General features: G+C 59.5%; 19 protein-coding genes, 1 other RNA gene and 2 pseudogenes. 5 read left to right on the top strand and 17 right to left on the bottom strand.

The window, feature by feature from the left end; genetic code table 11:
• Positions 1–350: 350 nt before the first annotated feature.
• From PSH78_RS22755 to PSH78_RS22695, 14 genes and pseudogenes are all read right to left on the bottom strand, one after another.
• Complete coding sequence (locus PSH78_RS22755) at positions 351–644, bottom strand: hypothetical protein (protein WP_150754323.1); 294 nt, start codon at positions 642–644, stop codon at positions 351–353.
• Positions 641–1,621: an integrase domain-containing protein gene (locus PSH78_RS22750; protein WP_305501364.1), complete on the bottom strand. Its 981-nt coding sequence runs from the start codon at positions 1,619–1,621 to the stop codon at positions 641–643. Before PSH78_RS22750 ends, PSH78_RS22755 begins: the two co-directional genes overlap by 4 nt.
• On the bottom strand, positions 1,599–1,958 hold the full coding sequence (locus PSH78_RS22745; protein ID WP_253551191.1) for a hypothetical protein: 360 nt from the start codon (positions 1,956–1,958) through the stop codon (positions 1,599–1,601). The genes PSH78_RS22750 and PSH78_RS22745 overlap by 23 nt, the downstream gene beginning before the upstream one ends.
• Positions 1,945–3,342, bottom strand: coding sequence for a YfjI family protein (locus PSH78_RS22740; RefSeq protein ID WP_214512201.1), 1,398 nt, complete (start codon positions 3,340–3,342; stop codon positions 1,945–1,947). The genes PSH78_RS22745 and PSH78_RS22740 overlap by 14 nt, the downstream gene beginning before the upstream one ends.
• A gap of 1,197 nt (positions 3,343–4,539) precedes the next feature.
• A complete protein-coding gene (locus tag PSH78_RS22735) occupies positions 4,540–8,127 on the bottom strand; it encodes a hypothetical protein (protein ID WP_305496935.1) in 3,588 nt (1,195 codons plus the stop codon).
• A 24-nt stretch (positions 8,128–8,151) separates the two neighbouring features.
• Positions 8,152–8,334 (bottom strand): annotated as a pseudogene (locus PSH78_RS26745) (dsDNA nuclease domain-containing protein); the annotation flags it as partial.
• Between the two features lie 785 nt (positions 8,335–9,119).
• Positions 9,120–10,376 carry an integrase domain-containing protein gene (locus tag PSH78_RS22730; protein WP_214512236.1) on the bottom strand — a complete coding sequence of 419 codons (1,257 nt, stop codon included), beginning with the start codon at positions 10,374–10,376 and terminating at the stop codon, positions 9,120–9,122.
• A gap of 187 nt (positions 10,377–10,563) precedes the next feature.
• Positions 10,564–10,957: a transfer-messenger RNA gene (gene ssrA / locus PSH78_RS22725) on the bottom strand.
• Between the two features lie 95 nt (positions 10,958–11,052).
• Positions 11,053–11,334: a hypothetical protein gene (locus tag PSH78_RS22720; RefSeq protein WP_305496934.1), complete on the bottom strand. Its 282-nt coding sequence runs from the start codon at positions 11,332–11,334 to the stop codon at positions 11,053–11,055.
• 129 nt (positions 11,335–11,463) lie between these two features.
• A complete protein-coding gene (locus tag PSH78_RS22715) occupies positions 11,464–14,274 on the bottom strand; it encodes an FAD-binding and (Fe-S)-binding domain-containing protein (protein WP_305496933.1) in 2,811 nt (936 codons plus the stop codon).
• Positions 14,271–14,942 (bottom strand): lactate utilization protein, encoded by a 672-nt coding sequence (locus tag PSH78_RS22710; RefSeq protein ID WP_305496932.1) that lies wholly within the window; start codon positions 14,940–14,942, stop codon positions 14,271–14,273. The genes PSH78_RS22715 and PSH78_RS22710 overlap by 4 nt, the downstream gene beginning before the upstream one ends.
• On the bottom strand, positions 14,939–16,396 hold the full coding sequence (locus tag PSH78_RS22705; protein ID WP_305496931.1) for a LutB/LldF family L-lactate oxidation iron-sulfur protein: 1,458 nt from the start codon (positions 16,394–16,396) through the stop codon (positions 14,939–14,941). Before PSH78_RS22705 ends, PSH78_RS22710 begins: the two co-directional genes overlap by 4 nt.
• Positions 16,393–17,217, bottom strand: coding sequence for a (Fe-S)-binding protein (locus PSH78_RS22700; protein WP_305496929.1), 825 nt, complete (start codon positions 17,215–17,217; stop codon positions 16,393–16,395). Before PSH78_RS22700 ends, PSH78_RS22705 begins: the two co-directional genes overlap by 4 nt.
• A gap of 150 nt (positions 17,218–17,367) precedes the next feature.
• A pseudogene (locus PSH78_RS22695) lies at positions 17,368–19,061 on the bottom strand (lactate permease LctP family transporter).
• A 263-nt stretch (positions 19,062–19,324) separates the two neighbouring features.
• On the opposite strand from PSH78_RS22695, the gene PSH78_RS22690 reads away from it, so the two are divergent.
• On the top strand, positions 19,325–20,092 hold the full coding sequence (locus PSH78_RS22690; RefSeq protein WP_305496928.1) for a GntR family transcriptional regulator: 768 nt from the start codon (positions 19,325–19,327) through the stop codon (positions 20,090–20,092).
• Between the two features lie 120 nt (positions 20,093–20,212).
• Here PSH78_RS22690 and smpB read toward each other — a convergent pair whose 3' ends face one another.
• The gene (gene smpB, locus PSH78_RS22685) at positions 20,213–20,695 is read right to left on the bottom strand and encodes an SsrA-binding protein SmpB (RefSeq protein WP_030139770.1); all 483 of its coding nucleotides are present in this window, start codon (positions 20,693–20,695) and stop codon (positions 20,213–20,215) included.
• Between the two features lie 118 nt (positions 20,696–20,813).
• Between smpB and PSH78_RS22680 the strand changes: the two genes are divergently transcribed.
• Genes PSH78_RS22680 through PSH78_RS22670 form a run of 3 tightly spaced genes read left to right on the top strand, consistent with a single transcriptional unit; the run spans position 20,814 to position 22,967 of the window.
• Positions 20,814–22,217 carry a sodium-dependent transporter gene (locus tag PSH78_RS22680; protein ID WP_305496927.1) on the top strand — a complete coding sequence of 468 codons (1,404 nt, stop codon included), beginning with the start codon at positions 20,814–20,816 and terminating at the stop codon, positions 22,215–22,217.
• Between the two features lie 7 nt (positions 22,218–22,224).
• Positions 22,225–22,668: a type II toxin-antitoxin system RatA family toxin gene (locus tag PSH78_RS22675; RefSeq protein ID WP_305496926.1), complete on the top strand. Its 444-nt coding sequence runs from the start codon at positions 22,225–22,227 to the stop codon at positions 22,666–22,668.
• Positions 22,665–22,967 carry an RnfH family protein gene (locus PSH78_RS22670; RefSeq protein WP_305496925.1) on the top strand — a complete coding sequence of 101 codons (303 nt, stop codon included), beginning with the start codon at positions 22,665–22,667 and terminating at the stop codon, positions 22,965–22,967. Before PSH78_RS22675 ends, PSH78_RS22670 begins: the two co-directional genes overlap by 4 nt.
• Positions 22,968–23,027: 60 nt before the next feature.
• Here PSH78_RS22670 and bamE read toward each other — a convergent pair whose 3' ends face one another.
• The gene (gene bamE, locus PSH78_RS22665) at positions 23,028–23,555 is read right to left on the bottom strand and encodes an outer membrane protein assembly factor BamE (RefSeq protein ID WP_305496923.1); all 528 of its coding nucleotides are present in this window, start codon (positions 23,553–23,555) and stop codon (positions 23,028–23,030) included.
• Between the two features lie 97 nt (positions 23,556–23,652).
• Between bamE and fur the strand changes: the two genes are divergently transcribed.
• Positions 23,653–24,057 (top strand): ferric iron uptake transcriptional regulator, encoded by a 405-nt coding sequence (gene fur, locus PSH78_RS22660; RefSeq protein WP_305496921.1) that lies wholly within the window; start codon positions 23,653–23,655, stop codon positions 24,055–24,057.
• Between the two features lie 74 nt (positions 24,058–24,131).
• Here the strand turns inward: fur and recN are convergent, their stop codons facing one another.
• Positions 24,132–25,805, bottom strand: a complete 1,674-nt coding sequence (gene recN, locus PSH78_RS22655) for a DNA repair protein RecN (protein ID WP_305496920.1) — start codon at positions 25,803–25,805, stop codon at positions 24,132–24,134.
• Positions 25,806–25,872: the final 67 nt, after the last annotated feature.

Below are 25,872 nucleotides of genomic sequence, written 5' to 3'. Positions count from 1 at the left end.
AGGTATCCTTGCCGGAGCAATAGACTCATCTCTCGCTCGATGACCATGGCCATACCTTCAGCTTTTTTTGGGCTCCGCTCGATAATTTGCCGTATGCCGACTGTCATCCTGTCTTCCGTCGAACGTTAAGGTTCCTAACTGCCAAGCTGACAGCGCGAGATTTTGTGTTGGCTCATGATCAAAGCAGAAACACATCATCCGAAGCTCCGACTTGATGTTCTCAGGCGTGTTTCGAGCGGCCGGTTATGGCCGCTTTTTGCCGTTGCCGCGTGTGCTTCGAGCAGGTTCATCAGCAAGAGGATATCCGCGCTGAGATAGATGACGGCGGACAAGCGTGCCTGGAAGGCTGCCTACTCACGATTCGAGCGATCCATCAGCAATTGCCGGCCGTTCCCTAATCGCTTCCAGATCAGCAGAGCGGTGAGTCGATAGTAATACCGGGTGGTGCCGGAATGGTCTTTCAGGTGCTGAGTGAGAAACCAGCGCACATGCTTGAGCTGCCAGGTCCAGGGATTGTCTCGCTGCCATCGCTGTTGAATGGCCGCTTGCATGATTCGGGCTTGCCGTAGGTGTCGTTGCTGCGTGACCTGCGAGCCGGTCAGTACGCCGCTCAGGAACAGCGCTATATCGAATGGTTTGGTCACTCTCGACCTCCAATGTAGGCCGAAACTACATCGACTCGGTAATGCCCGAGCTCAAGGCTGATCTGTTGGCGCGCCCGTTGATCGAGGCCGCGGTCAATGCGATAGCCGTGACCACCATTGACCGGTGCGACGTGCCCCGTGAGCTGTTCGTAACGCTCGCAGGCGTAGGCTGCTCGCAGTTCATGAAGGCCCTTCAGCCCTTGTTCGTGCAGTATTTCGCGGGCGGGGAGCACGGTCTGTTGCAGGAACGCGGCGTAGCTTTCGTCGCGGGCCAGCAAGTTGCGGCTGCCGGGCGGCGACGCATGATGAGCCAACTGCAGTGCCGCTTTCACCTCTTCATTGGCCACAACCCATCGCGGCGCTGAAGCGCCTGAACGCCCGCCTTTGGTACCGTCCTGGATGTTGATGCGGCCTAAGTGTTCGGCTTCGCGGTGTAAGCGTGGCAGGTCAGCCAGGATCGCTTCGCGCAGGCGCATGCCGGTTTCTCGGGCCAACAGGACAATCGCCGCCACCCGCTCGTGTTGCTGTTTGCCAAGCACCTCAAGCACTCGCCGCAGCTGTTGGCGGTCTTGGCCATCTGGCGCGCGGGTGCGTACGCTCGAGCGCCGCAGTCCTAACGCCTGGCTCGGACTGGCGATCCTGACGTCCTGATCACCGCGCAGCGCGGCGATGGTGCGGTTGACGCTGCTCAGGCGGTTCTGCGCGGTGGCGATGCTGAGCTCGCCTTGTTGGATCTGCTGGCGCAGGTAGGCGGCGTAGTCCTGCAGCGTTAGTCGATCGATCTGGCGCGCATCATTGTAACCAGGGCCGTCCTCTGAACGACACCAACGCACGAACGCTTGCCAGCGATCGCTATGCGCTTTCACCGTGGCGAAGTGGCCACCGGCAAATAGATCCTTTAGCGCTTGTGGGCCGGCGTAGCTCAGCTGGCGGCCATAGCCAAAGTTGCGACCCTCACGCCGACCGACTAGTGCCATCGTCATCACCGTTTTCGTTTGTTTGCAGAAAGAGCAGCACGGCTTTCCAGTGAGGACTGAGCCTGACCATCTGCTGCCAGTGTGTCGGGCGGATCAGGAGGGCGTTCTCGTGGTGTTGCAACAGTGCCCCTTCCTTGCGCAGTTGCTCGACCAGCAGGGCGAGGTGGGCAGGGTCAATTGGTGGTGTGGCGACAGCGGCGACAGTGGCGACAACCCGCGTCGTTACTGGCCTGGCGCGTGGCGACAGGGTGGCGACAGAGGCGGCGACACGCCGTGATTCAGGTTGTGGTTGATGTTGCGCCTGGTAGCGGCGCACCGCGTCATTAAGGCGAAACATGGCGGACCTCGAAAGTTTTTCCGTCGCGGCTGCTCAGCCAGCGATGAGTGATCAGCACGACCAATAAAGAAGCGGTATGGTCAGCGCTCTTGCGCGCAAAACGAGGGCCGTTGCGATTGACGTCTCGGATGCTGAACTGGCTCCAGCCTTTCTGCACCAGCCAGCGCAACAGCCGATCCGCCTCTTCGCGTCGGCTATTGACTGGCTCCAATTCTGTCAGGCGCTGGATCTCGGCCAGGTAGTAATCCATCAACGTGGAGGCGCGCTGGATGTGTGCTTCGTCCAACACACTGGCCTCTTCAACCATGGCCAGCACGCCCGCGATGCGCAGTACATTCGCCGCGGCCTTGCCCGCGACAGGCTGGACGCCGGCCAGCTCGCCGAACTCGCCAGACTGGCACTCGATGGTGTCGTGAATGTCTATCCAGGCACGACGGGCACGGGGAGTCAGTTCCAGCGTGACGGGATTGAGTGATCCATCCTTGTGAAGCGACCAGGGCTTTTGCAGCAGGGCGGTGATTCGTTGTTGGTAGCGTTGGACTCTGGCATCCCGGGTCAGGTCGATTGCCTTGTAGAGTCGTTGGCCGGCCAGGCGCTCGGGCCAACTGATCAGGCAACGGCCGAGGATGCCTTGACCATTGATCACCGGGTCTTTAAACAGCTGGTTGGCCAGGTAGGGCTGCAGCATCAGATGCAGGCTGAGGCGACGGTCATAGGCACGCAGGCTTTCTCCGGCCATGGAGCGCGCCCGGTCGATCGGGCTGCCATCCCACAATGTCGACAAGGTGGTGATCGCCTTGAGCAGGTTCTCTTTGCTCATGGTGCTGCTGCCCAAGAACTGGCCACCTTCATCATTGAACAAGCCCATGCTGGGCAAACCATGGCACAGGCTTTTGACCAGAGCCTCAATGGTGGGTTCGGCAATGATCAGTCTCGGCGGTACCGGCTCGGATAGCTCACCGCCTTCCGCCTCCGCGTGTTTATTTGAGGTTTTGGGTTTGGCCATGATGTTGGTAGCGGCGCGATAGGCTTTGAGCTTTTCCGCATACAGGGTCCACTGCTGTCGTTCCCAGTTACGCGCGGCCTTCAGTGCCAGATGGTCCACCGCGCTTTTGCGATCACCCGAGGACGCCACCGTCAGTAGGTAGAGGGACAGCGGATAGGTTCGGCCGTCGAGTTGGACATTGGCATGACCCTGGCTCACCAGAGCAGCGCTGGCCAGCACCGATTGCGCGGCCATGGCGCAGGGTACGCCGATCACCTCGGCCAGTCGTTCGACCGCAGGGCCCAACAAATCTCCGAGTGCTTCGACCGGGTAGGGCAGTGGCGCCTGCTGGTACTCCAGCAAGGGTTGTGGTGGCTCGAACGCTTCGCACAGTTGCATCGCTATTCTCCTGAAATTGTCGACTTCGTCCTCACTCATCCCGCCACGGTTGTTGAGTGTTATCAGGGATCAAGGCCCCTGCGACCTGTGAGGTTTGTCCACTCACGCGGGACTGGCGGCTCCTTACGACCGGGAGCTTGGGCATCTCATGATCTGGCCCCCTGAACACCGTTACCGGCGGGCGGGTGGAGGCTGCACTGGCTGACGAGACCAGCGCCGCGAGATCTTGAGTCGGGTGAAGGCAATGACGCGATGACCGGGGCATGCCTGACTGTCAGTCAGGTGCAGTCCACTCCTTGGGCTGCGGCACCATCATCGGCATCGCTGTGGCGAGTGAGCATTCGGTGTTTGTCACGCCGATTGTCACAAGAGGGAAAGCCGCAAAGGCCCGTGCGAGCAGGGCTGCAGCAGTGTGAGATGCGCCCGTCTCTTTAGGAGGCAAAGAGACGGGCAAAAGGTTGGCGCAAGAAATAGCCAAGCGGATAAGTTGCTGCAGAGCAGCCAGGAGGGGGCATGAGTTGCCGCAGTGGGCATTCTGGAAGAAGTGGCATCCATCACATCGCTGTGACCGTGCGAGCCGCCGGACGCTAATCGCACTTGGGGGTGAACCACCACAATGTGGCGTAGCCTCAAAGGTTCTGGCTACCTGGGTGCTGTCGAGGACAGCGGTTGTACAATTCTGGTTTAGCGCTCGTTCCGCTCGCGGTCAACAGTATTTTGGGGGCGGCTCTTGCGCCAATCGGTAGCGCAGGAAGACCTTGGAAGTCGGTGGTTTTCCATGGTCGGGTGGTCGTTCGTCGGTCTTTAATGTGAACCTGCGTAATTGCATGGACTTGACCATTTGCATTGTCACTGACCAGTCGAATTGCATTCGACCTGACCAGCACACGCCGTAGTGACGACCGGTTGAATCCACAGCCATGAGCTGACGTTCACGAACGTCAGCTACACAGAATGCTCTTCATGCGAAACTTGGGTATCGACAAGTGCGTCTTCTCGCTATGTGGCTGCTGGGGGCATGGCCGGCGAACGCTCCCCGCTGCCGTCCCTAGTCGGTATATTAATGAGCACCCGCTACACAGCGTGTGCGGTCGGTCATGGCTATGCGGTGAACTAATGGCAAGCGCCTACACCTTGCTGCCTTCCGTCGACATGCAAACTTCAGCAGCGCCGGCTCGCATAGTCGAGTTTGTGAAGTTATGTCACGGTCGGAGCGGTCCCGAGGTCCACTGAGTAACATGCATACTGCGCATCTAATAAGACCTCACCAACCGCATCGATTTCTCCGCGCAAGAAGGCGAGCTGCGCGTTGTGGAGTTGCCAGGGCTCCTGGTCAACCAGTGCCACAAGCGTGTCGGCCATTGCGCGAAGCAGCGGTGGTAATCTGTCATCGATTGATGCCTTGCTGGATTGCAAACGTGCGCGCGCGTCCATGCGAGCCAGACGCTCAATCTCGGGGCGATTGCTGAGGCCAAAACCTTGCGCCTCCAAGGCAGCGACGTCCATCACAGCTTCGGAGAACGTTCCCCACATCCGAGAAGCGGTCTCGGGAACCGGCAGCAGTTCCGCAGCCTGAACCCACTCCCGCGCTTTGAGCTCGGAAGGGAATACTTTACTGTATCCGCCCACAGCGCACATCGGCACACACATCCCGTTCACCATCGGCATCACCGTCAGAGGCAAGGCGTCAGCAAGAAGAGAGCGCCAGCTAGTCCAGCCTTCGGACATGAACGAAGGCCAATGATGAATCTGCTCAAGCTCAAATGTTACCAGCACCTCCAGCCAGGGCCACACCAACTGCTCATCGCTCGACGACTTGACGTACACGCGCGCGCTGGGCGCTAATGCCCTAAAGGATCGCTGCAGGTCTCTCTCGGCATTTCCCTTTCCCGTCCTTACTCGTTTGCGCGCCGACGCGCGTGCTTCTGCCAAAGCTCGCCCCTTTGGCGCGCGCAGCCGCCGATGCAGGAGTGCCGGATTTGTACCGCGCTGCAGTCCATCTCCAGCTAGCGCCCGCAAATCTTCAATCAACTCGGCAAGCGTTTCCAGCTCCGCTCTCGCTTGTGCTCCATGGGCAATAATCTGCCAGGGCTCCATTTCAATAGATTCCCGAATACGCTTTTGGATGCCCCCGAGCCATGCAATGTATGACAGAGAGTCTTCCGGCAGCCTTGCGAACCGTCGAACCAAGTCAGCGCTGCAATCAAACAGAATCTGTTGAAGGTTAGAATTTCTTTGCCCCGCCGACTCTCCGCCGGCGTCCTTGACGAACCAGGGAAGGCTCGGAGAAGGCATGGAGAGAGAACGTTCGTGAACATTTCCCAATCCATTCAACGCCGCAGCACTTGGAGAACGTCGGAACAGTCCGTCGAGTAGGTTGAGCAGCAACGAGTTGAGATGTTTTATGTCGTCCGCTGCCTGCACAAGGTAAGCACCGTAGCTCTCAGGCGCCAACCTCGCCTTGATTGCGTCGTTCCATCGGCGATTCCATGCTGGCAACGAGTCTGGTGGGAGATTTGCTCGCGGAATCCTCTTATCAGCAACGTGCACCCCGCCGTAGCCGAGCAGTTCTCCACTGGCAATCACCGCACGTGCGATTGCTAGGTCCGCGGTAGGGCACAAGGCTAGAAGCAATTCGCAAAGGGCAACAACGTCACAATGTGGGTCCGGCTGATACCTTGATGGAGCGGTACGGATGTCGCAGATTGCTGCCAGCCCTTCAGGCTCCTCACGCGTGCCTGCTTCAGTTGCCCAAGGCACTTCATCGCCGATGCGCCTCAGAAGCGCTGGTGCTCCAACGTTTGACACCCACTCCGTGGCGATCTCCGGGTCTAGCAGGTGCACCGTTCCCAGCAACGCGCGAACTTGAGACAGCTCGCCAGTCAGTAGGTCCGGTGACATCCCCATGAGCGCATCACGAAGAACTGGTGTCAAAGTGTGACCGACATGCGCCACCAGCAAGGCATTGAGAGAAGCCAAGTCATTCACTTCTTCCAGCATCCTTTGGATGTCCGATGTGGACAGCCGTCGAATTAAACGACCGCGTAGGTTGCTTTGCGTAGACTGAGTCTTCAACTGAGCGATGAGTCGGATTGCTGGTGCTGCGGGCGTGGAGGCAAGGAAATCCGGCAATTCAACGCCTGAGGTTCCGAACATCACCACGAAGGACATCTGGCTGAGCGGAACCTGAGCGACCTCCGATGAGCTGAGCCAAGCCTCGATTACTTGCCCGATTTGTCGCTCGCCAAGCCCGTTAAGGGCGGCCGTCATCAAACGTGCTGGCCGCTGACCCAGCTTTCCAGCGAGTGCATCCAGCAGCGCATCTTCCAGAGATGGATGACGCTCTAACGCCCTTGCGAGGAATACCCCGATGTCCGCCTCCAACACGGCGCCCAGTGCGAGCTTGAAGGTTTCAGCCTCAGTTCGAAGGGAGACATGATCTGTCTCCTTAAGCAGATGTTGAGACCGCAGCTCGTGAGCGCCGCCCATTGACCCATCGCCGAGGTCACGCAGCAAGTGTTCGTTCACGATGCGAGGCAAACAGGTTCCTACTTCGATGGCGCTGCGACCAAGTACTTCCGGCAATCGTGCAACATCAACACGCGCGCCAATACAGGTGATAGCGGCGCACAGGCGGAGCACTTCCAGTTCAACGTGACGAGCCGAATCGGTTGCTCGAACTGCGACTTGCTGGCGCAGCGTCTCTTCTAATCGAGAGCCTTGAGTGAGTATGTGCGCATACTCAAGCAGTAGCCCTCTGGACGCAGTCCATGGTTCAAGCCAGTTTGTCCATCCCGTCTTGCCTCGTTCACGAAGTTCGCCCCAAAACTGTTCAGCAAAGTCTTCCTCGACCTGCACGGGGATTTCCAGGGCTTTGCTTCGTTCCGCCAATGGGTAGATGTCCTCTTCACGAATGGAGGCCAGCAGAACGAGACCAGGTTGAATGGCAACCTCCCTTGCAAGGGCATCCCAGCCATCCATCAGACTTGCGCTGAGGTTGTCTAGGAGGAAACCTACAGGCGCATCGACTGATGCACAGCAGCTGTTCGCCAAGGCGACCAGGTCGACTATGTCCTCGACAGTCAATCGACGGACACGGAACCATCTCACTGAATGCCGCAATGTGTAAGCAGCATCCCACTGCAGCGCCGACTTCCCAGCACCGGAGGGACCCTTGAGTAGGACGTTTCGACGCTCACGCAGCGCTTTGACCACTGCTTCGCGCAAAACGACACGTTCGACAAGCAGGCCGGCAACGACATGCCCCGGCTGAACGTCAACACCTGAGAAGAAGTCCGCATCTTCGAGCGGTGTCGAGAAGTCCACGGCTTCACACAAGCCGCGCGACAAAGCAGCTTGAATGCGTGCCGACGTGAACATCGGAGCCAGTCTATTGAGCTCCAGTTCAACATCGCCGGTGGACAGTCCGACAAAGCCTCCGGACTTTTTCATGCCGTTGTCGTCAGCCAGATTGCCGGCACGGCGCAGAACTGCCCCATAGTATGCATCGGCCTCAAGGACCGTACACCCTCTCTGCGCTTCAATCGCTTGATGAGCCGCACCGCGTGGATTTGGCATTACGTGGATTCGGGTTCGAGCCAACAGGTCCGACGCAATGCCTAACGGCAAGGCCAGCATAACGGCGGGAAGCTCGGTCAGCCAGGCAGTATCTTGGTTGCATGGCCACCCGACGGCCTCGCGCTCAAGGATCAGCAGATACGAGTCCTCTGGCTGTTCAGTGGTCCGACTCCAAAGCTTCGTGAGGAAGGTGACTACCTCACCCATCAGAAACGGACCTCGGTTCTCACGCCGCGACTTCACCTGGGCGAGGACGCGGCCCGCTGGAGCGTGCAATTCAATGTCGTCGTCACCTTCCGGAATTACAAGCCCATACGGCGAGCGTCTAGCCCAGCCCTGAAGAGCCAAGCATGCGGCCACCGCGTCTTGGTAGCGGAATCCTCGCCCCGCATGGGACCCTGCACGAGAAACCATCTGTTTTCCCCTTAACGCGCGCGGACGCAACGAGAGTCCGACGACCTCGGCAGTACCTCAGCGCCTCCTTCGTGCGTGAAGTTGGAGCAACGCATCATCCCGTTGTACTCGGTGCTGGCTTCAGCATCGTCGTCCCACGCCGCCTGTTCCGCAGCCCAGTCCGCAATCTTCTGGATGATTTGCATCCGCTCCGCTCCGCCCTGTCTTGTCTTGTTTTGGACTAGAGCCAATGTTGCCACAGGCTAGGTTGGCAAGCGCATCTATCGTACCGATCGACGTCAGCGCCCCGGTCGCTGCACACAAATTAGCGATAGCTGTGGCTTACATATAGCTGGTTGGCGCTTACTTCTCAGCGACAGATCAGACATGAACGACTACTTTTCGGCGTGATATCGGTGACTCGAGGGACCGCTTTGGATTGTGTTGCAGTCCTTCAGTGCTTGGCTGACGCACTCGCGCTGAGTGGCACCCGCTGACCCCATCAACTGCAAATGACTGGTCAAGTCGGATGCAAACAACTGGTCAGTGGCAATGCAATTAGGTGGTCAAGTGAGATGTAATTACGCAGAGCCCATGCGAGTGGGAATGCGGAGCCTTCCCGCTCGCGTGGGCTTGGCCGAGAAAGCCCCAAGAGGGAGGCTTGCAACGGCGACAGTCGCCACTTCTGTCGCCATGCTGCAAACCAGGTATTACACGGGTTGTCGCTGGTGTCGCCGCTGTCGCCAAATCAACCATCACTCCATCTGGGGAGTCATCCTCGGTTACCTGCGGCGTCCGGTGAGCGCTCACCGTATCGGCACGACGTTGTGGTCCCTGGTTTGATTGATCGCAGATGCCGACAGGTTGCCAGTGGCCGCTTTCTGGATGTGCTCACTCCACCAAGCCATCATCGGACGCCGACGTTCAATGTAGTCAGCTCGGTTGTAAGCGCTTCGGACTTCGTCCTTGTCGACATGCGCCAGCGCGACTTCGATCAGCTCCGGATCCCACCCATGCTCGTTCAGGATGGTGCTGGCCATGGAGCGCATGCCGTGGCTGACCAAGCGGTCCTGGAAGCCCATGCGTTTCAACGCCATGTTGGCAGTCTGACTGTTGGCGTGGGTGCGCGGGTTTCTATCTGCCGGGAACACGTATTCCCTGTGGCCGCTGTGGGGCTTGAGCGTCTCTAGTAAGGCGAGTGCCTGTTCGGTCAGCGGGATGGTGTGCGGACGACGCTTTTTCATGCGCTCCGGCGGGATGGTCCAGATGCGTTTGTCGAAGTCGATGTCTGCCCACCGGGTGGTAGCCGCTTCGGCAGGACGGGTCATGGTGTGCAGTTGCCATTCGATCAGGCAGCGGGTGATCCGCTTGATGCTGGCGTTCGCGATTTCGATCATGAGCTCGGAAAGCTCATCGGGTCGTAGCGCGGCCATGTTCTGTTTCTTGGGTTTCTTGAACACTGCGCGAATGCCGCTGAGAGGGTTCGCAAAGATCAGCCCTGAATTGACCCCGTAGGTCATGATCTCGTTGAGCCGTTGGCTCAATCGCTTCACTGTCTCGAGGCTGCCTTTGGCCTCGATTGGGCGAAGCAGTTCGATGACAGTCGGTGCGGTAATTTTCGAGAGCGGCATTGTTTTCAGGTCTGGAAATACATGCAGCGTGAGCGAGCGCCAAATGTCTTCGGCGTACGCCGGCGTGACGGAGTCCTTCTTCAGCTCGAACCAGGCGGTGGCCACGTTCTCGAACGTATGTTCCGTCTCTGCTCGTTTGGCTTCGTCCTGTGCATTGCGTTGCACCTTGGGATCAATGCCTTGTGCAAGCAGCTCGCGCGCTTCCACCACTTTTTTCCTGGCGTTCGCTAATGAGAGCTCTGGGTACGTGCCCAGCCCCATATTGATGCGATTTTTGGTTACCGGCTCGCGGTAGTTGAAATTCCACAGCATCGAGCCGTTGCTCCTGACTCGGAGCTGGAGGCCGTCACCATCGCTGAGGACGTAGTCCTTGTCTTTTGCCTTGACTGCCTTGAGCTGACGGTCGGAAAGGCGAAGGGCTGGAGCAGGCATGAGAGCTACCTCTGACACCGTTTTGGTATTCCAAAAAATAGCACCGGATGGCTTGGAATACCATTTGGAATACCCAAACGGCTGGAACTCAAAAAACCTTTCCAGCGCCCAGTAGCGCTTAAACCCTTGATTTTTCTGGATTTCAGGCACAAAAAAAGACGTCCGTGGACGTCTTTAGATGATGAAATGGTGGAGCCGGGGGGATTTGAACCCCCGTCCGCCAGTACTCCGCTGTCGGTACTACATGCGTAGCCGTGTCTATTGAGTTAACCCTCAGCGACCCGACGGGCAGGGTGCATTGGGCGAGTTGTGTAAGTTTTAGCCGCTTCGTCCACAACGTACTGCACGGCGATTCCGTTCTATATGACAATCACTTTGGGTTTACGGACATCCCCTGGTGATTGCTGGACCCGAAGGTACCAGAAGGGAAGGGCTAAGGCTGCTTACGCAGCGAGAGCGTATTCCCCGTAGGTTTCGTCATTGGCAACTATAGGAAGTTGCAACAGTGGATTTACGAGTTCTGTTACCAACTCGGCATGCACCTAAAGTTTCGCAACCGGCGTCGAATCCTAAACGGCCCCGAACCTGGCGCTCTGTGAATCTGTAGAGCGACAGGCCTGCGTAGTGTACGCCAATCGGTCGGCAAGGCCAACCCGAAGGTTGGCCTACTCATCGATCACTTGTTGGTGCCATCGGAAGTGTTTTTTATTTCCTGGAGGGTTTGCTGGGTTTCGGCGACGCACTCATCATATTTGCCTGCCTCCTTAAACGCCTTGGCCTTGCTCACACTAGCTGACACGCGGGTAGTCAGCTCGGGTGATGACTGGGTTTGCGTCTTGGCGTTTTCGATGGTTTGGATGTTGATCGCGCACAGGCTGTCCGGCTTGTCGGCGGCGAACGAAGTGGAGGCCAGCAGTGAGGCAGTAACGAACAGACCTAACAGTGCAGAACGCTTCATATGTATCTCCTTGAACTGAGGGATCCAGACTTCGCTGGCCGTCAGGACGGGCAACCGAGTGGAGGAAAAGCCCCGTTGTTCGGGGCTTGTTCTGTGGACTACCGTCTCGCTCAAGGGTTCTATTTTTCTTCACATCGCCCTGGCCCGTGTCACTCGGTCGACCAGATAAACCAGCCCGTGGTAATCAATCGCACCGTGTTGCGTAAGACCGATCTCACAGGTCCGGCTGGTGGAGATCCCTTCGCTGCAATGCTCTACCGCGCCCTTCAGCGTGCGCAACGAGTGGGCGTTCAGTTCCGGCGTGGTGAAGCCTTTGTCTCCGGCAAATCCGCAGCAATGGATGCCTTCCGGGATGACCACGTTTTTGCTGCACTTGCGCGCCAGATCGATCAACGCCTGGCTCTCGCCAAGGTGCTGCGTGCTGCAGGTGACGTGCACCGCAATGGGCGCCTCCTGAGGAATGAAGTCGAGGCGATCCATCAGGTGCGTGCGAATGAAACGCACCGGGTCGTACAGGTCCAGACGTACGTCACCCAAGTCTTGAACCAGGCGCAGGGTGCATGGGCTGGTGTCGCAATAGATCGGGTCGAGCCCGCCGCGGCTGGCGTGCAGCAGCGCGCCGATCAGCTCCTGGCGCTTGTGCTCGGCCTGTTCGGCGTAGCCCTTGGATGCAAAGGGCTGGCCGCAGCAGAGGCTGTCTACGTTGTCCGGGAAAACGACTTGGTAACCGGCTTTTTCCAGCAGCCCGCGGGTCTTGTCGTGCAGCGACATCTGTTCTTTGTCCCCCGCCGCCGGGCCCATGACCCGCGACACGCAGGCCGCCAGATAAACCACCCTCGGGCGTTCGTCCGACACGCTGGGGCTGAACCGAATCGCCCTTTCCGGCTGCGGCATGGCGTTGGTCCACTGCGGGACCTGCCCTTTGGACAGCCGCGTCAGCCCGGCGGACAAGCGTGCCAGGCGCGGCTCTCCCAACATCATTCGCGCTCCGTTGGCGACGTGCAGGGTGAAGCGCGCCCCTTGCAGCGCAGTGGCGAAATTGCCCGCAAGCCAATCGGCGGTTTTCGTACGCGTCGCAGTGCGGCTGCGGAGTTTTTTCACCAGTTCGCCAGTGTTTATTCCGACAGGGCAGCGCTGGGCGCACAGCCCGGTGGCGGCACAGGTATCGATGCCCTGGTATTGGTAGGCCGTTTCCAGTTCGGAAGTATCCATGCCTGCGCGCTTTTTCGCTTGAATGTCGCGCCAGATCACGATGCGCTGGCGCGGGCTCAAGGTCAGGTCCTTGGAGGGACACACCGGCTCGCAGAAACCACACTCGATGCACTTGTCGACAATCTCATCGGCTGCCGGCAATGGCTTGAGGTGCTTGAGGTGGATCTGCGGGTCCTCGCTGAGCACCACGTCCGGGTTGAGAATGCCGTTGGGGTCGAGCAAGCGCTTGAGCTGCCACATCAGTTGATAGGCATCGGTGCCCCATTCCAGCTCGACGAACGGTGCCATGTTGCGACCGGTGCCGTGTTCGGCTTTCAGCGAGCCGCCGAATTCCACCGCCACCAGTTGCGCTACGTCATCCATGAACGCCTGGTAGCGTGCGACTTCTTCAGTGCTGTTGAAGCCTTGGGTGAAGACAAAGTGCAGATTGCCTTCCAGTGCGTGTCCGAAAAGGATCGCTTCGTCGTAGTGATGTTTGTCGAACAGGGCGATCAGGCGATTCACGCCGGCGGCCAGTTGCTCGACCGGGAAGGTCACGTCTTCGATGATGACCGTGGTTCCGGTCTTGCGCACCGCGCCCACGGCGGGGAAGGTGTCTTTGCGGATGGCCCAGAGCCGGGCGTTTTCTCGCGGGTCCTCGGTGAAGTCGACCTGTTTTTCCACCGGGAAAGCCGCCAGGGAAGCCATGATCCGGGCCAGTTGTTCCTGTAGTAACGATGACGAAGCGGCGCGGGATTCGATCAGCAAGGCACAGGCATTGTTCGACAGGTGCTGTACGAAATCCGGCATGCCCGGCTTGTCCTGCACCGAGCGCAGGCTGCGGCGGTCCAGCAGCTCAACGGCGGAGACCGGCTGGCTTTTCAGTACGGTCACGGCGTTGCAGCAGGTCTCCACATCCGGAAACACAATCAGTGCCGAGGCCTTGTTCGGGTGGTCGATGACGGTGTTGTAGGTCACCGCGCTGATGAATCCCAGCGTGCCTTCAGAGCCCACCAGCAGGTGGCTGAGGATATCCACCGGCTCGTCGAAATCCACCAGGGCATTGAGCGACAGGCCGGTGGTATTTTTCAGACGGTATTTGTGGCGAATTCGGTCGGCGAGCTCCGTGTTGGCGCGGGTCTCACGGCCAAGGGTTGCCAGCCGCTCCAGCAGTTCGCCGTGGCTCGCCCTGAATGCCGCCACGCTGGCGGCGTCTTCGGTGTCCAGGCGCGTGCCATCGGCGAGTACCAGGCGAATGCCGGCCAGGGTGTGATAGGTGTTCTGCGCCGTGCCGCAGCACATGCCGCTGGCGTTGTTGGCGACGATGCCGCCAATCTTGCAGGCGTTGATCGACGCCGGATCCGGGCCGATCTTGCGCCCGAACGGGGCCAACCAGGCGTTGGCCTGGGCGCCGATCACGCCGGGTTGCAAACGGATCTGTGTGCCTTGCCCGCGAATGTCCCGGCCGTTCCAGTTGTCCCCGAGCACAATCAGCACTGAATCGCTGATGGCCTGGCCGGACAGGCTGGTGCCGGCCGCACGGAAGGTCACCGGAACCCGGTCGCGCTGGGCCAGTTGCAGCAGGGCGATGACTTCGTCTTCGCTTTCGACGCGCACCACCAGTTTCGGAATCAGCCGATAAAAGCTCGCATCGGTGCCGAAGGCCAGGGTCGACAACGGGTCGTCGAAGCGTCGTTTTTGCGGGATCAGTTGGTGTACGTCGCGCAGGAAAGGGGCCGGAAGCGTCATTGGTCCTCCAGAATCAGCACCACCAGATCCTTTGGTCCATGGGCGCCGTAGGCCAGGACCTGCTCGATGTCGGCGGTCTTTGACGGGCCCGACACCAACAGGGCATTGGTCGGCATGCCTTGGGCCCATTCGAATTCCTGTTGCACTTCATAGAAGTTGTCACGGATTTCGCTGGCCTTGAGCAAGGCGAAGTGCACCGGCGGGACGAGGCTCATCAGGCGCGGTTCTTCCCGCGTCGGCCAGAGAATCAGGCTACCGGTTGCGGCGATGGCTCCGAGGGTGCCGGTCAGGCTGGCAGGCGTATCGTTGAACAGCTCGGCTTTCCATTCCTCGATGGGGCGGTCGTAGGTCTTGAGGGTAGGAAGGTCCGGATTGTTCGCCCAGAACTGTACGATTTTTCGCCCGTGGGGCGTTGTCGGTGCGATCAGCAGGCTCGGCAGTTGCCGGTCGCGCAGCAGTTGCGCCAGCAGCGTCGGCCAGGCTTCGCCGGACGTCAGGTGAATTTCGGTGTGCACCGCTTCCATCAGCTTGCGCAGTTGTGGGATGCGTTCCTCGGGCGCGTAGCGGTAGGTCTGTGTCACCAGTTCGACGTCGTAGTTGTCGGCAACGGGCGTGGTGCCGGTGAGGCTTTTACGCAGCTTGGCGAGGATATTTTCCTTGGCGCTCATCGGCGGTCTCCCTGCGGGGTCAGGTGGTCGCGGGCCAGGTCATGCAACGAGCGGGCGGCGGGTTTCGGGGCGCTGTGGTTCTGGGTCCAGGGGCCGACATTCTGCGGTGTCAGGCCGCGCAGGCGCGTGGCGAGGAAAGCGAACAGCCGATACAGCCGTGGCGAGCTGTTGAGCCGGGCCCAGGCATTCCAGATGAAGCGCTCCTTGGCCGAATACTTGCTGCCCTGGCCGCGCATGACCGGGTTGGGGCTATCCGGCGCCTTGACGTTTTCTTCTCGCAGCCGTCGTAGCAGGGCCGGGATCGGAATTTTCACCGGGCACACTTCGCCGCAGGCACCGCACAGCGAAGACGCGCTCGGATGATCTGGCACCTTGGCCAGGCCGACCATGTGCGGCGTGATGATTTTTCCGATAGGTCCCGGGTAAACCTCGCCGTAGGCATGGCCGCCGATTCGGGTGTAGACCGGGCAATGATTCATACAGGCGCCGCAGCGAATGCAGTTCAGGGTCTGGCGCAACTCACTGTCGGCAAATGCCTGGCTGCGACCGTTGTCGAGCAGGACCAGGTGAACTTCCTGCGGCCCGTCCAGTTCGTTTGCCTTGCGCGGGCTGGAGATCATGTTGACGTAGGTAGTGATCGGCTGACCAAGGGCAGAGCGGGTCAGCAGCGAGAGCAGCGGCACGACGTCCCGCAGGTTCTCCACGACTTTTTCAATGCCGGTCACGGCAATGTGCACCGGCGGCACCGTGGTCGACATCCGCCCGTTGCCTTCGTTTTCCACCAGCAGCAGCGTGCCGGTTTCGGCGACGGCGAAGTTGACACCGGAAACGCCGATGTCGGCTTCGAAGAATTTCTGCCGCAACACCTTGCGACCGATCTGAATGAGTTGGTCGACGTCCTTGGTGTACTCCACGCCAAGTTTGTCGTGGAACAAGGACGCGACCTGACCGGCATTCTTGTGGATTGCCGGCATGATTATGTGTGAAGGCTTCTCGTGGTCGAGCTGGACGATGTATTCCCCCATATCGGATTCGAGACATTCAATGTCCCGAGCCTCGAGGAAATGGTTCATCTCCATCTCTTCGCTGACCATCGATTTGCCCTTGATCACTTGCCGCGCCTCGTGAGCGCGGATGATCGAGAGGACGATGCCATTGGCCTCGTCCACCGTTTCCGCCCAGTGCACGTTCACACCGTTGCGGGTCAGGTTGGCTTCAAGTTGCTCGAGCAGGTCGGGCAGCTTGGATAACGCACGGGCGCGGACAGCATTGCCCAGCACCCGCAGGTGTTCTCTTTCGTGGGCATCGCTGAAGGACGTTGCCCGTTTTGTCATCAGTGAATCCATCGCAGTGCGAAAGTTGTTTCGCAGTTGCGTGTCGTCCAAAGCCTTGTGGGCTCGGGCGCGAAAATCGTCCTGCACCTCAACGGTAGGAATCAGCGTCGGCGTGCTCATGCGGCACCTCCGGTTCGCTGCCAGAGGAAGCTCGCCAGATGCTGGCCGCGTAGCGCTTCGCGCTGTTTTTCCAGCGCCCCGTTGATGTTCATCAGGCAACCGCAGTCGGCGCTGACCACCTGATGCGCGCCGGACTCCTTCAGCGCGCGGGTCTTGTCGGCCACCATCGCGCCGGAAATATCCGGCATGCGAACGCTGAACGTCCCACCAAAACCGCAGCATTCACTTTCGTGACTGTGGTCGACCCGTTCCACATTCCGCAGCTGTGCCAACAACTCACGGCCATGCAGGTGCGTATTCATTTCCCGTCGTGCCGAGCAGGACGTATGCAGCGCGACCTTTACCGGCGCGCCAGCGTCGTTCAATTGCACCTTGCACACGAACAGCAGGAACTCGGCCAGCTCATAGGTCCTGGCCGCCAGGGCCTGGACCTGTTTGAGCATTTGCGGCTCGTCCTTGAACAGGTCGGCGTAATGTTCACGCAGCATGCCGGCACACGAGCCCGACGGCACGACCACCGGATAATCCCCGGCAAACAGGGCCAGTTGCGCCCGCGCCACCGTCCGCGCCTGCTCGGTATACCCCGACGTATAGGCCGGTTGCCCGCAGCATGTTTGGCCTTGCGGGTAGTCGACCTGGATGCCTTCGCGCTCAAGCAGATGAATCGCGTCCATCCCGGCTTCGGGGTAGAACAGATCCACCACGCAGGTTCCGAACAGATAGACCCGTCGGGGTTTCTCGCTGGGATACTGGCGCGGCTCAGGCAATGGCGGGGCGACTCGGGTCGCGTTCGGCACGGCGTTGTAAAAAAGCTCGCTCATCAGGCGTGTCTCCGGGTGGTCCCGGTTATCCGTCTGCTGAGGCTGCTGAATATAGAGAGGAAATCTTTCAGCAGCCTTGCAGACCCGGTGGTGAATAGCGGACGCCGAATCACGTTTCAGCGTCGGGTTTTTTAATGTTTCTTGTAGTACTCAGTGAACCAGCATGCCGGTGAACCAGTAGGCCTGGGCCAACGTGATCAAGCCGACGATCGTTGCAAAGAATAGGCTGTGTTTCAGGGTGAAACGGAACAGATCCGATTCCTTGCCCACCAGGCCGGTTGCCGCGCAGGCTACGGCGATCGATTGCGGCGAAATCATCTTGCCGGTGACGCCGCCACTGGTATTGGCTGCGACGAGCAATGTGTCGTTGACGCCGATCTGGTGCGCGGTTGTCGCTTGCAGCGAGCCGAACAGCGCATTGGACGAGGTATCGGAGCCGGTCAGGAACACGCCCAGCCAGCCGAGGAATGGCGAGAAGAACGGGAACGCTGCGCCAGTTCCGGCCAATACCAGGGCCATGGTGGATGACATGCCCGAGAAGTTGGTGACGAAGGCGAAGGCCAGGACCATGCCGATGGACAGGATAGGCCAGCGCAGTTCGTAGAAGGTCTCCTTCAAAGTGGTAAGACCAGTTCTGAAGTTGATCTTCAAGACGATCATCGAGATGAGCGCCGAGAAGAAAATCGCCGTGCCGGTGGCCGAAATCGGATCGAGCTTGAACACCGCCGGAATCGCCGTGGGGTTGATCACGATGGGGGCGACCTTGATGACCAGTTGATCCAGGTGCGGGATCGCGAAGTTGAACACCCAGCCGTACATCGAGCCACCGGCGGCGAACATCGCCTTGAAGGGCTTCAGGGTCCAGAGGGTCACCAGCACGGTCAGGATCAGGAACGGTGACCAGGCCTTGATGATTTCCCCCAGGCTGTAGGGCGAGGCCACGGTGCTGCGCGGCTGGCCGAAACCGCCGACGCTGGCGGTGATCGCTGCGCTGGAGGTTGCGCCGGCAATCTGGGCACCGGCGGTACGCTTGGGCTGCCAGATTTTCAGGAACAACGTCAGGGATACCAGGCTGGCCAGGGCCGACGTGATGTCCGGCAGTTCCGGGCCGATGAAGTTCGAAGTGAAGTACTGGGTGATGGCGAAACTCAAGCCCGCCACCAGGGCGGCCGGCCAGGTTTCCCGCACACCGCGCAGGCCATCCATCATGAATACCAGCCAGAACGGCACGAACAGCGACAGCAATGGCAACTGGCGACCGGTCATGGCGCCGATCTTGAAGGCGTCGATTCCGGTGACCTGGCCCGCAACGATAATCGGAATGCCCAGTGCGCCGAAGGCTACCGGAGCGGTGTTGGCGATCAGGCACAGGCCGGCGGCGTAGAGCGGGTTGAAACCCAGGCCGACCAGCAGCGCGGCGGTAATCGCGACCGGAGCGCCGAAACCGGCGGCACCTTCCAGGAATGCGCCGAAGCAGAAGCCGATGAGCAACACTTGCAGGCGTTGGTCATCGGTAATCGACAGCACCGAGCTGCGGATGATTTCGAACTGGCCGCTCTTGACGGTCAGTTTGTAGAGAAACACGGCGGCGACGATGATCCAGGCAATCGGCCAAAGACCATAGGCAAAGCCATAGCCGGCGGCCGCAAACGCCATGTCGGCCGGCATCTGGAAAGCGAAGATCGCGACGGCAATCGCCAAGGCCAGGGTGATGCTGCCCGCCACGTGCCCCTTGAGGCGAAACACCGCCAGGGCGAGGAAGAAAACACGATGGGAATGACGGCCGCGAGTGCGGACAAGCCTAGGCTGCCGAGCGGGCTGTAAAGCTGTTGCCAGGTTTGCATATTGGGTGAGCCCCTAATTGTTGTTGGTCAGGCACTGTTCAGCGGTTTTGGGTAATTGGTAATACCAATTTACAAGCGCTGTCGGCTAGGGTAAAAGCCTTGGTCGTCGTGTGTCAATTTGCCGCTTTGAAACTTTCGTCGAATAAGCGGTGCAGATGACATCTGATCTGCTGGCATTAATATTTTTTGTTGGGTGTGGACGAGGCCCGGATGGGCCAGAATAGAGAGCCCGGCGAGCCGTCGGGACCGTGGAGAATCGAGTTATGGGGTTTGATCAGATTCGTCAGCGCCGTTTGTCTGACGATATTGTCGAGCGGCTTGAAGGCATGATCCTCGAGGGCACGTTGAAGTCCGGCGAGCGATTGCCGGCCGAACGGGCCCTGGCCGAGCAGTTCGGTGTGTCACGCCCTTCGTTGCGTGAGGCAATCCAGAAGCTGACGGCCAAGGGTTTGCTGATCAGTCGTCAGGGCGGCGGCAACTATGTGGTGGAGTCGCTGGGCTCGACGTTCAGTGATCCGCTGCTGCAGCTTTTGGAAAGCAATCCCGAAGCACAGCGTGATCTATTGGAGTTCCGGCATACCTTGGAGGCGTCCTGCGCTTATTACGCAGCACTGCGGGCTACCGAGGTCGATCGCGAGCGGCTGACAGCGGCGTTCGATGAGTTGCAGGATTGTTACTCGCGTCACGAAGAAGTGAGTCGGGCGGAGGAGGGCGCGGCGGATGCGCGCTTTCATCTGGCGATCGCCGAGGCCAGTCATAACGCGGTTTTGCTGCACACCATTCGCGGCTTGTTCGACCTGCTCAAGCGCAACGTGGTGACCAATATCGGCGGCATGTACAAACAGCGCAGCGAGACCCGCGACATGCTGATCAGTCAGCATCGGGAGTTGTATCAAGCCATCATGGATGGTCACGCCGAGCTGGCGCGGGAGGTTTCCAGCCGACATATCCTGTATGTGCAGGAGGTGCTGGAAGAGGTGCGTCAGGAAGTGCAGCGGGTGGCGCGAGCGGAGCGGCGCAAGGGGATGTAATCCTGTTGCGGAACTTGTGGGAGCGAGCTTGCTCGCGATGGCGGTCTGTCTGACACATCAATGCAAGATATGCCGATGCCATCGCGAGCAAGCTCGCTCCCACAGTGGCTCGCGGTTGGGCTAGTCTTCCTTGCCCTTGTTCCGCACCGCGCGCTGCAACTCGCGCCCGGCGTCGCGTTCGCGCTCGGTGTCGCGCTTGTCGTATTCCTTCTTGCCCTTGCCCAGTGCAATTTCGCACTTGATCAAATGCTTGCTCCAGTACAGCGAGGTACAGACGCAGGCATAACCCTTCTGCTGCACGGAGGCGAAGAGCTTCTCCAGCTCCCGCTTGTTGAGCAGCAGTTTGCGCGAGCGCACGGGATCGGCAATGACATGGGTGCTGGCGGTGGTCAGCGGCGTGATGTGGCTGCCCAGCAGCCAGGCTTCGCCGTCCTTGAGCAGGACGTAACTGTCGACCAGTTGCGCCTTGCCGGCACGCAAGCTTTTTACTTCCCAGCCGGCCAGGACCATGCCAGCCTCGAAACGCTGTTCGATGAAGTAATCGTGTCGCGCCTTTTTGTTTTGCGCGATGGTCCCTGTGGGGTGTTTCTTCTGTTTAGCCATAGGGGCGGCATTATAGGCAGTTGCGTGCGTGTCGGCTACGGTGAAGCAGCATGCTTGAGCAGGTTGAATGAATCCCGGACAATGCGGCCTCTTTTTTGAACGCTTGGGCGTGATCACGATGTCGACAGACAAGGTTTCTGTCCACGGCAGTTGGGCTAGCCGCTGGGTCTTCATATTCGCTGCGACCGGTTCGGCCGTGGGGCTGGGTAGTATCTGGAAGTTTCCGTACATGGTCGGCGTCTACGGCGGCGGTGCCTTCGTATTGATGTTCCTGGCATGCATCGCCCTGATCGGTGCGCCGGTCATGTTGGCCGAAACACTGATCGGTCGTCGCGCCCGGCAAAGCCCGGCCAATGCCTTGAAGGTGCTGGCGACGGAGGCGGGCCATTCGGCCAGGTGGTCGTGGGGCGCATTCGCCGGAATGGTCACGGCACTGTTGATTCTTTCTTTCTACAGTGTGGTTGGCGGCTGGTCCCTGGATTACATCATCGATATGGGGCGGGGAGATTTCCAGGGGGCGACGCCCGATCAGGTCGGCGCCTACTTCGGCAACGTGATCGCCGACCCTTGGAGGCTGACACTTTGGCACACGCTGTTCATGGTGCTCTCTGCCGTGGTGATCGCCCGAGGCGTGGTCGCCGGGCTTGAGCGCAGCCTGCGGATCATGATGCCGCTGCTGTTCGTGATGATCCTGGTGCTGCTGGGCTACAGCATGACCACCGGACATTTCATGGAGGGCGTGCATTTCATGTTCGACTTCCAGCCGGAGAAAGTCATGGACGGGCTGCTGCCGGCCATGGGGCATGCGTTTTTCTCCCTGAGCGTTGGCGTCGGCTCGATCATGATCTACGGCGCCTACATGCCCAAGAACGCCTCGCTGACCAGGACTGTCTTCGGCGTTGCGTTGCTGGATACCTTTGTATCGCTGCTCGCAGGGGTGGCGTTGTTCCCGATTGTCTTCGCCGCAGGCCTGAACCCCAGTGAAGGGCCGGGGCTGATGTTCGTCAGCCTGCCTTTCGCCTTCGGCAGCATGCCGTTCGGCCAGGTGATGGGCGTGGTGTTTTTTGTCCTGGTGGCAGTCGCTGCCTGGAGTTCGGCCATTTCCTTGCTCGAACCGATGGTGGCTTACCTGGTTGAGCGAACCCGCTTGAGCCGCGCCTGGGTCACTTTCTGGCTGGCCTTCACCTGCTGGTTCGTGGGATTGGGCACGGTGTTTTCCTTCAATATATGGAAGCAGGCAAAGTTTTTCGTGAACGAAGGCGGTCTGTTCCACCTCTATCAGTGGGGAGCGACCGGAGGGCTGGATTTCTTCGGAGTGATTGATTTCTTCACGTCACGGATCATGCTGCCTTTGGGTGGATTGTGTTTCGTGGTGTTTGCAGGGTGGATCATGGGGCGTGACGCGGTGCGTGATGAACTGTCGCTACGCAGCCCGGTGGTGTTCGCCTTGAGTCTGTTCTTGATGCGCTATGTGGCGCCCATCGGCATCCTGGTAGTGTTTGCCGCCCAGCTGTGGAAGTGACGCTTACATGACGACACATATTCAACGCTCGGCCTTGCTGCCCTACCCGGCGCAGGCGCTGTACGACCTGGTCAACGATGTGGCGAGTTATCCGGAGTTCTTGCCCTGGTGCTCGTCCGCCGAGGTGCTTGAAAGCTCCGAAACCCACATGCGCGCCAGTCTCAATGTGGCCAAGGGCGGATTGAGCCAGCACTTTGTCACGCGTAACACCTTGGTGCCGGGGCAGTCGATCGAAATGAACCTCGAAGAGGGGCCGTTCAATCAGCTCCATGGTGTCTGGGTGTTCAAGCCGCTCGGGGAAAAGGCCTGCAAGATCAGCCTGGATCTTTCGTTCGACTACGCGGGGCCTATCGTGCGGGCGACCTTGGGGCCGCTGTTCAACCAGGCGGCCAACACGCTGGTCGATGCGTTCTGCCAACGCGCCAAACAGAACGCCGAGCTCAAGCGTTGATCGAGATTGAAGTGGTGCATGCCAGCGTCGACCGCCAGGTCTTGCGCACGTGTGCAGTGCCTGAAGGCACCAGCGTTCGCGCTGCGCTGTTGGCGTCGGGTATTGCCGAAGATTTTCCGGAGCTGGACTTGAGCACGTGTCCGATCGGTATTTTTGGCAAGGTGGTCGCCGATCCGGATCGGCAAGCGGTGCAGGCTTGTGATCGGCTCGAAATCTATCGACCGTTGCTGGCTGATCCGAAAGAAATTCGTCGTCTGCGAGCGGCCAAGGCTGCTCAGGCACGTCAGGCGGATCAGTAAGCAACGCCTAATTGCAGGCAATAAAAAACCCGGCATGCCGGGTTTTTTTGTTGTCGCAATTTATTGCGGCGAGGTGTCCAGAGGCTCGGGCGTCGGGACAGGTACGGTCTCGACATTGTCCACGTCCTTCTGGATCTGATCCAGCAACGAACCTGGCTTGGCCGGTTTTTCCGGTTTCGGCTGTTCGGCATTCTGGGTCGGGTCGGTGACGGTCGTACCGCTGTCCTTGCCCATGATGGCCTCATCGCGGCTCACACCAGGCATGAAATCACCCGATAGGCTGACAAGTTGGTCATTGGCATTGAAGATAACGCTGATGCGTTCCTGTTGCCGTTCACCACCGCCTGGCTGCAGGCTGTACAGGTAATCCCAGCGATCGGCATGGAACGTGTCGGTCAGCAGGGGGTTGCCCATGATAAACCGTACTTGCCGACGGGTCATTCCCGGGCGTAACTGGTCTATCATGTCCTGCGTGACGACATTGCCCTGCTGGATGTCGATTTTGTAAACCCCGGGGAATGAACAACCGGCGAGTGCGAGCAGTCCCACGAAGGTGAAACTGGTTAGCAAGAGCTTGGTGTTTTGCATCGGTGGGCGACTTCCACTATCTTGGCTGGGACAACGTAAACGCCGATCATACCCGCATTAAGAGAAGCTGCGAAGCAGCATCGCGAGAAAGCTGACCATGGTTGAAAATAGCGAACTACGCAAAGCCGGCCTCAAAGTGACCCTGCCAAGGGTCAAGATTCTGCAAATGCTCGATTCCGCCGAGCAACGCCACATGAGTGCCGAAGACGTCTACAAGGCGCTCATGGAAGCTGGCGAGGACGTCGGTCTGGCCACGGTTTACCGTGTATTGACCCAATTCGAGGCGGCGGGACTGGTGGCTCGTCATAATTTTGATGGCGGTCATGCTGTCTTCGAATTGGCGGACGGGGAGCACCACGACCACATGGTGGATGTGGAGACTCGCGAGGTAATCGAGTTCGTCAGTCCTGAAATCGAGAAGCTGCAAAAGGCAATTGCAGACGAGTATGGCTTCGATTTGATCGATCACCATCTCGTCTTGCATGTCCGCAAGCGCAAGTAAGTTCGTCACGTAGGCGAAAGCCCGCAAAACGAAAGAAGGCGACCCTCGGGTCGCCTTCTTGCTTTACGACGCTTTCAGGTTTTTGCCGCAACCACCATTTTTTTGGCATGGGCCAGGGATTCCTTGGTCAGGTCGATGCCTCCCAGCATTCGTGCCACTTCTTCCACGCGCTCGTTCTTGTCGAGCTTGGAGACGGCGGTGCGAGTAGCGTCTTCGCCACGCACCTTATGCACGAACAAATGCTGATGGCCCTGGGCTGCGACCTGAGGCAGGTGAGTCACCGTCAGTACCTGCCCGCGCTCACCCAGCCTGCGCAGTAATTGACCGACGATCTCCGCTGTCGGGCCGCCAATGCCCACGTCGACTTCGTCGAAGACCAATGTCGGTACACGGGATGTCTGCGCCGTGATGACCTGGATGGCCAGGCTGATGCGCGACAACTCACCGCCGGACGCCACTTTTGCCAGCGCCTTGAGCGGTTGCCCGGGGTTGGCACTGACCAGTAGCTCCACTTGTTCCAAGCCATTGGGTTGAAGCTCGTCGCCGGCGTTGGGGCGTAGTTCGATGGTAAACCGGCCGCCTGGCATGCCAAGGCGCTGGATTTCCTGCTCCACGGCACCGGCCAGGCCGGTGGCGGCCTTGCGGCGCAGTTCGCTGAGTTCCCTGGCCTTTTCCTGGTAATGCCGCGCGTAGGAAGCCAGCTCATCCCCGAGTCGCTCGATGGATTCATCGTTGGCGTTCAGGGTCTCCAGTTCTTCCAGCAGCCGTTGTTGCAGTTCAACAACTTCGGTTGGCTGGACGCGGTGCTTGCGTGCGAGCGTATAGATAGTGTCCAGGCGCTCTTCCAGGTATTGCAGGCGCGCTGGGTCGGCATCGAAATGATCCAGGAACCGGTTCAGTTCGCCGACGGCTTCCTCGACCTGGATCTGTGCGCTGGTCAGCAGGTTGCTGGCCTCGCTCAGGGCGCCTACCGAATTGCTGACGCTGGAGAGCCGGTTCAGGCTCGCCGTCAATGCGCTGAGCACATTGCCCGAGTCGCTTTCGCTGCATTGTTCGACTACCTGCCGGCAGACGCCCAGCAGTGCTTCGGCGTTGGTCAGGTTCTTGTGTTCCTGTTCCAGCTCCTCCAGTTCGTTTTCACCCAGGGCCAGGTTCTCCAGCTCTTCGAGCTGGTAGCTCAAGAGTTGGTGACGGGCGCGTTGCTCGTCGCCGGAATTGGCGAGTCGGTCCAGCTCCTGCCGTGTCTGGCGCCAGCGTTGGGCTGCCAGGTGAACCTGGCGGGCCAGGTCGGTGGCTCCGGCGTATTCGTCGAGCAGGCGGCGATGGGTATCGGTCTTGAGCAGGGACTGGTGTTCATGCTGGCTGTGAATATCGATCAGCAGTTCGCCGAGTGCCTTCAGATCACCCAGCGGGCAAGGGGCGCCATTGATATAGCCGCGGGAGCGACCTTCGGCGGTAATGACCCGGCGCAGGATGCACAGGCCGTCGGTGTCCAGGTCCCGTTCGGCCAGCCACGCGCTGGCTTCGGGAATGTCGACCAGGTCGAAAGTTGCCAGGATGTCGGCCTTGTCTGCGCCGGGGCGCACCACGCCGCTGTCGGCACGATCACCCAGGGTCAGCCCGAGGGCATCGAGCATGATCGATTTGCCAGCGCCGGTTTCACCGGTAATCACGCTCATGCCTCGGTCGAGTTCGAGGTCGAGATGTTCGACGATGGCGTAGTTGTGTACGGACAGGTGCACCAGCATAAGGCCGCTCCCAGGCATTAGGTCTGGTTATTTATACAGTGTTTTGTCGCGAGCTGACAATGCCCGG

This window comes from Pseudomonas sp. FP198, from assembly GCF_030687895.1.
Lineage (GTDB): Bacteria > Pseudomonadota > Gammaproteobacteria > Pseudomonadales > Pseudomonadaceae > Aquipseudomonas.
Note: the sequence above shows the minus strand (reverse complement) of the source record. Positions and strands in the feature narration are given on the sequence as shown.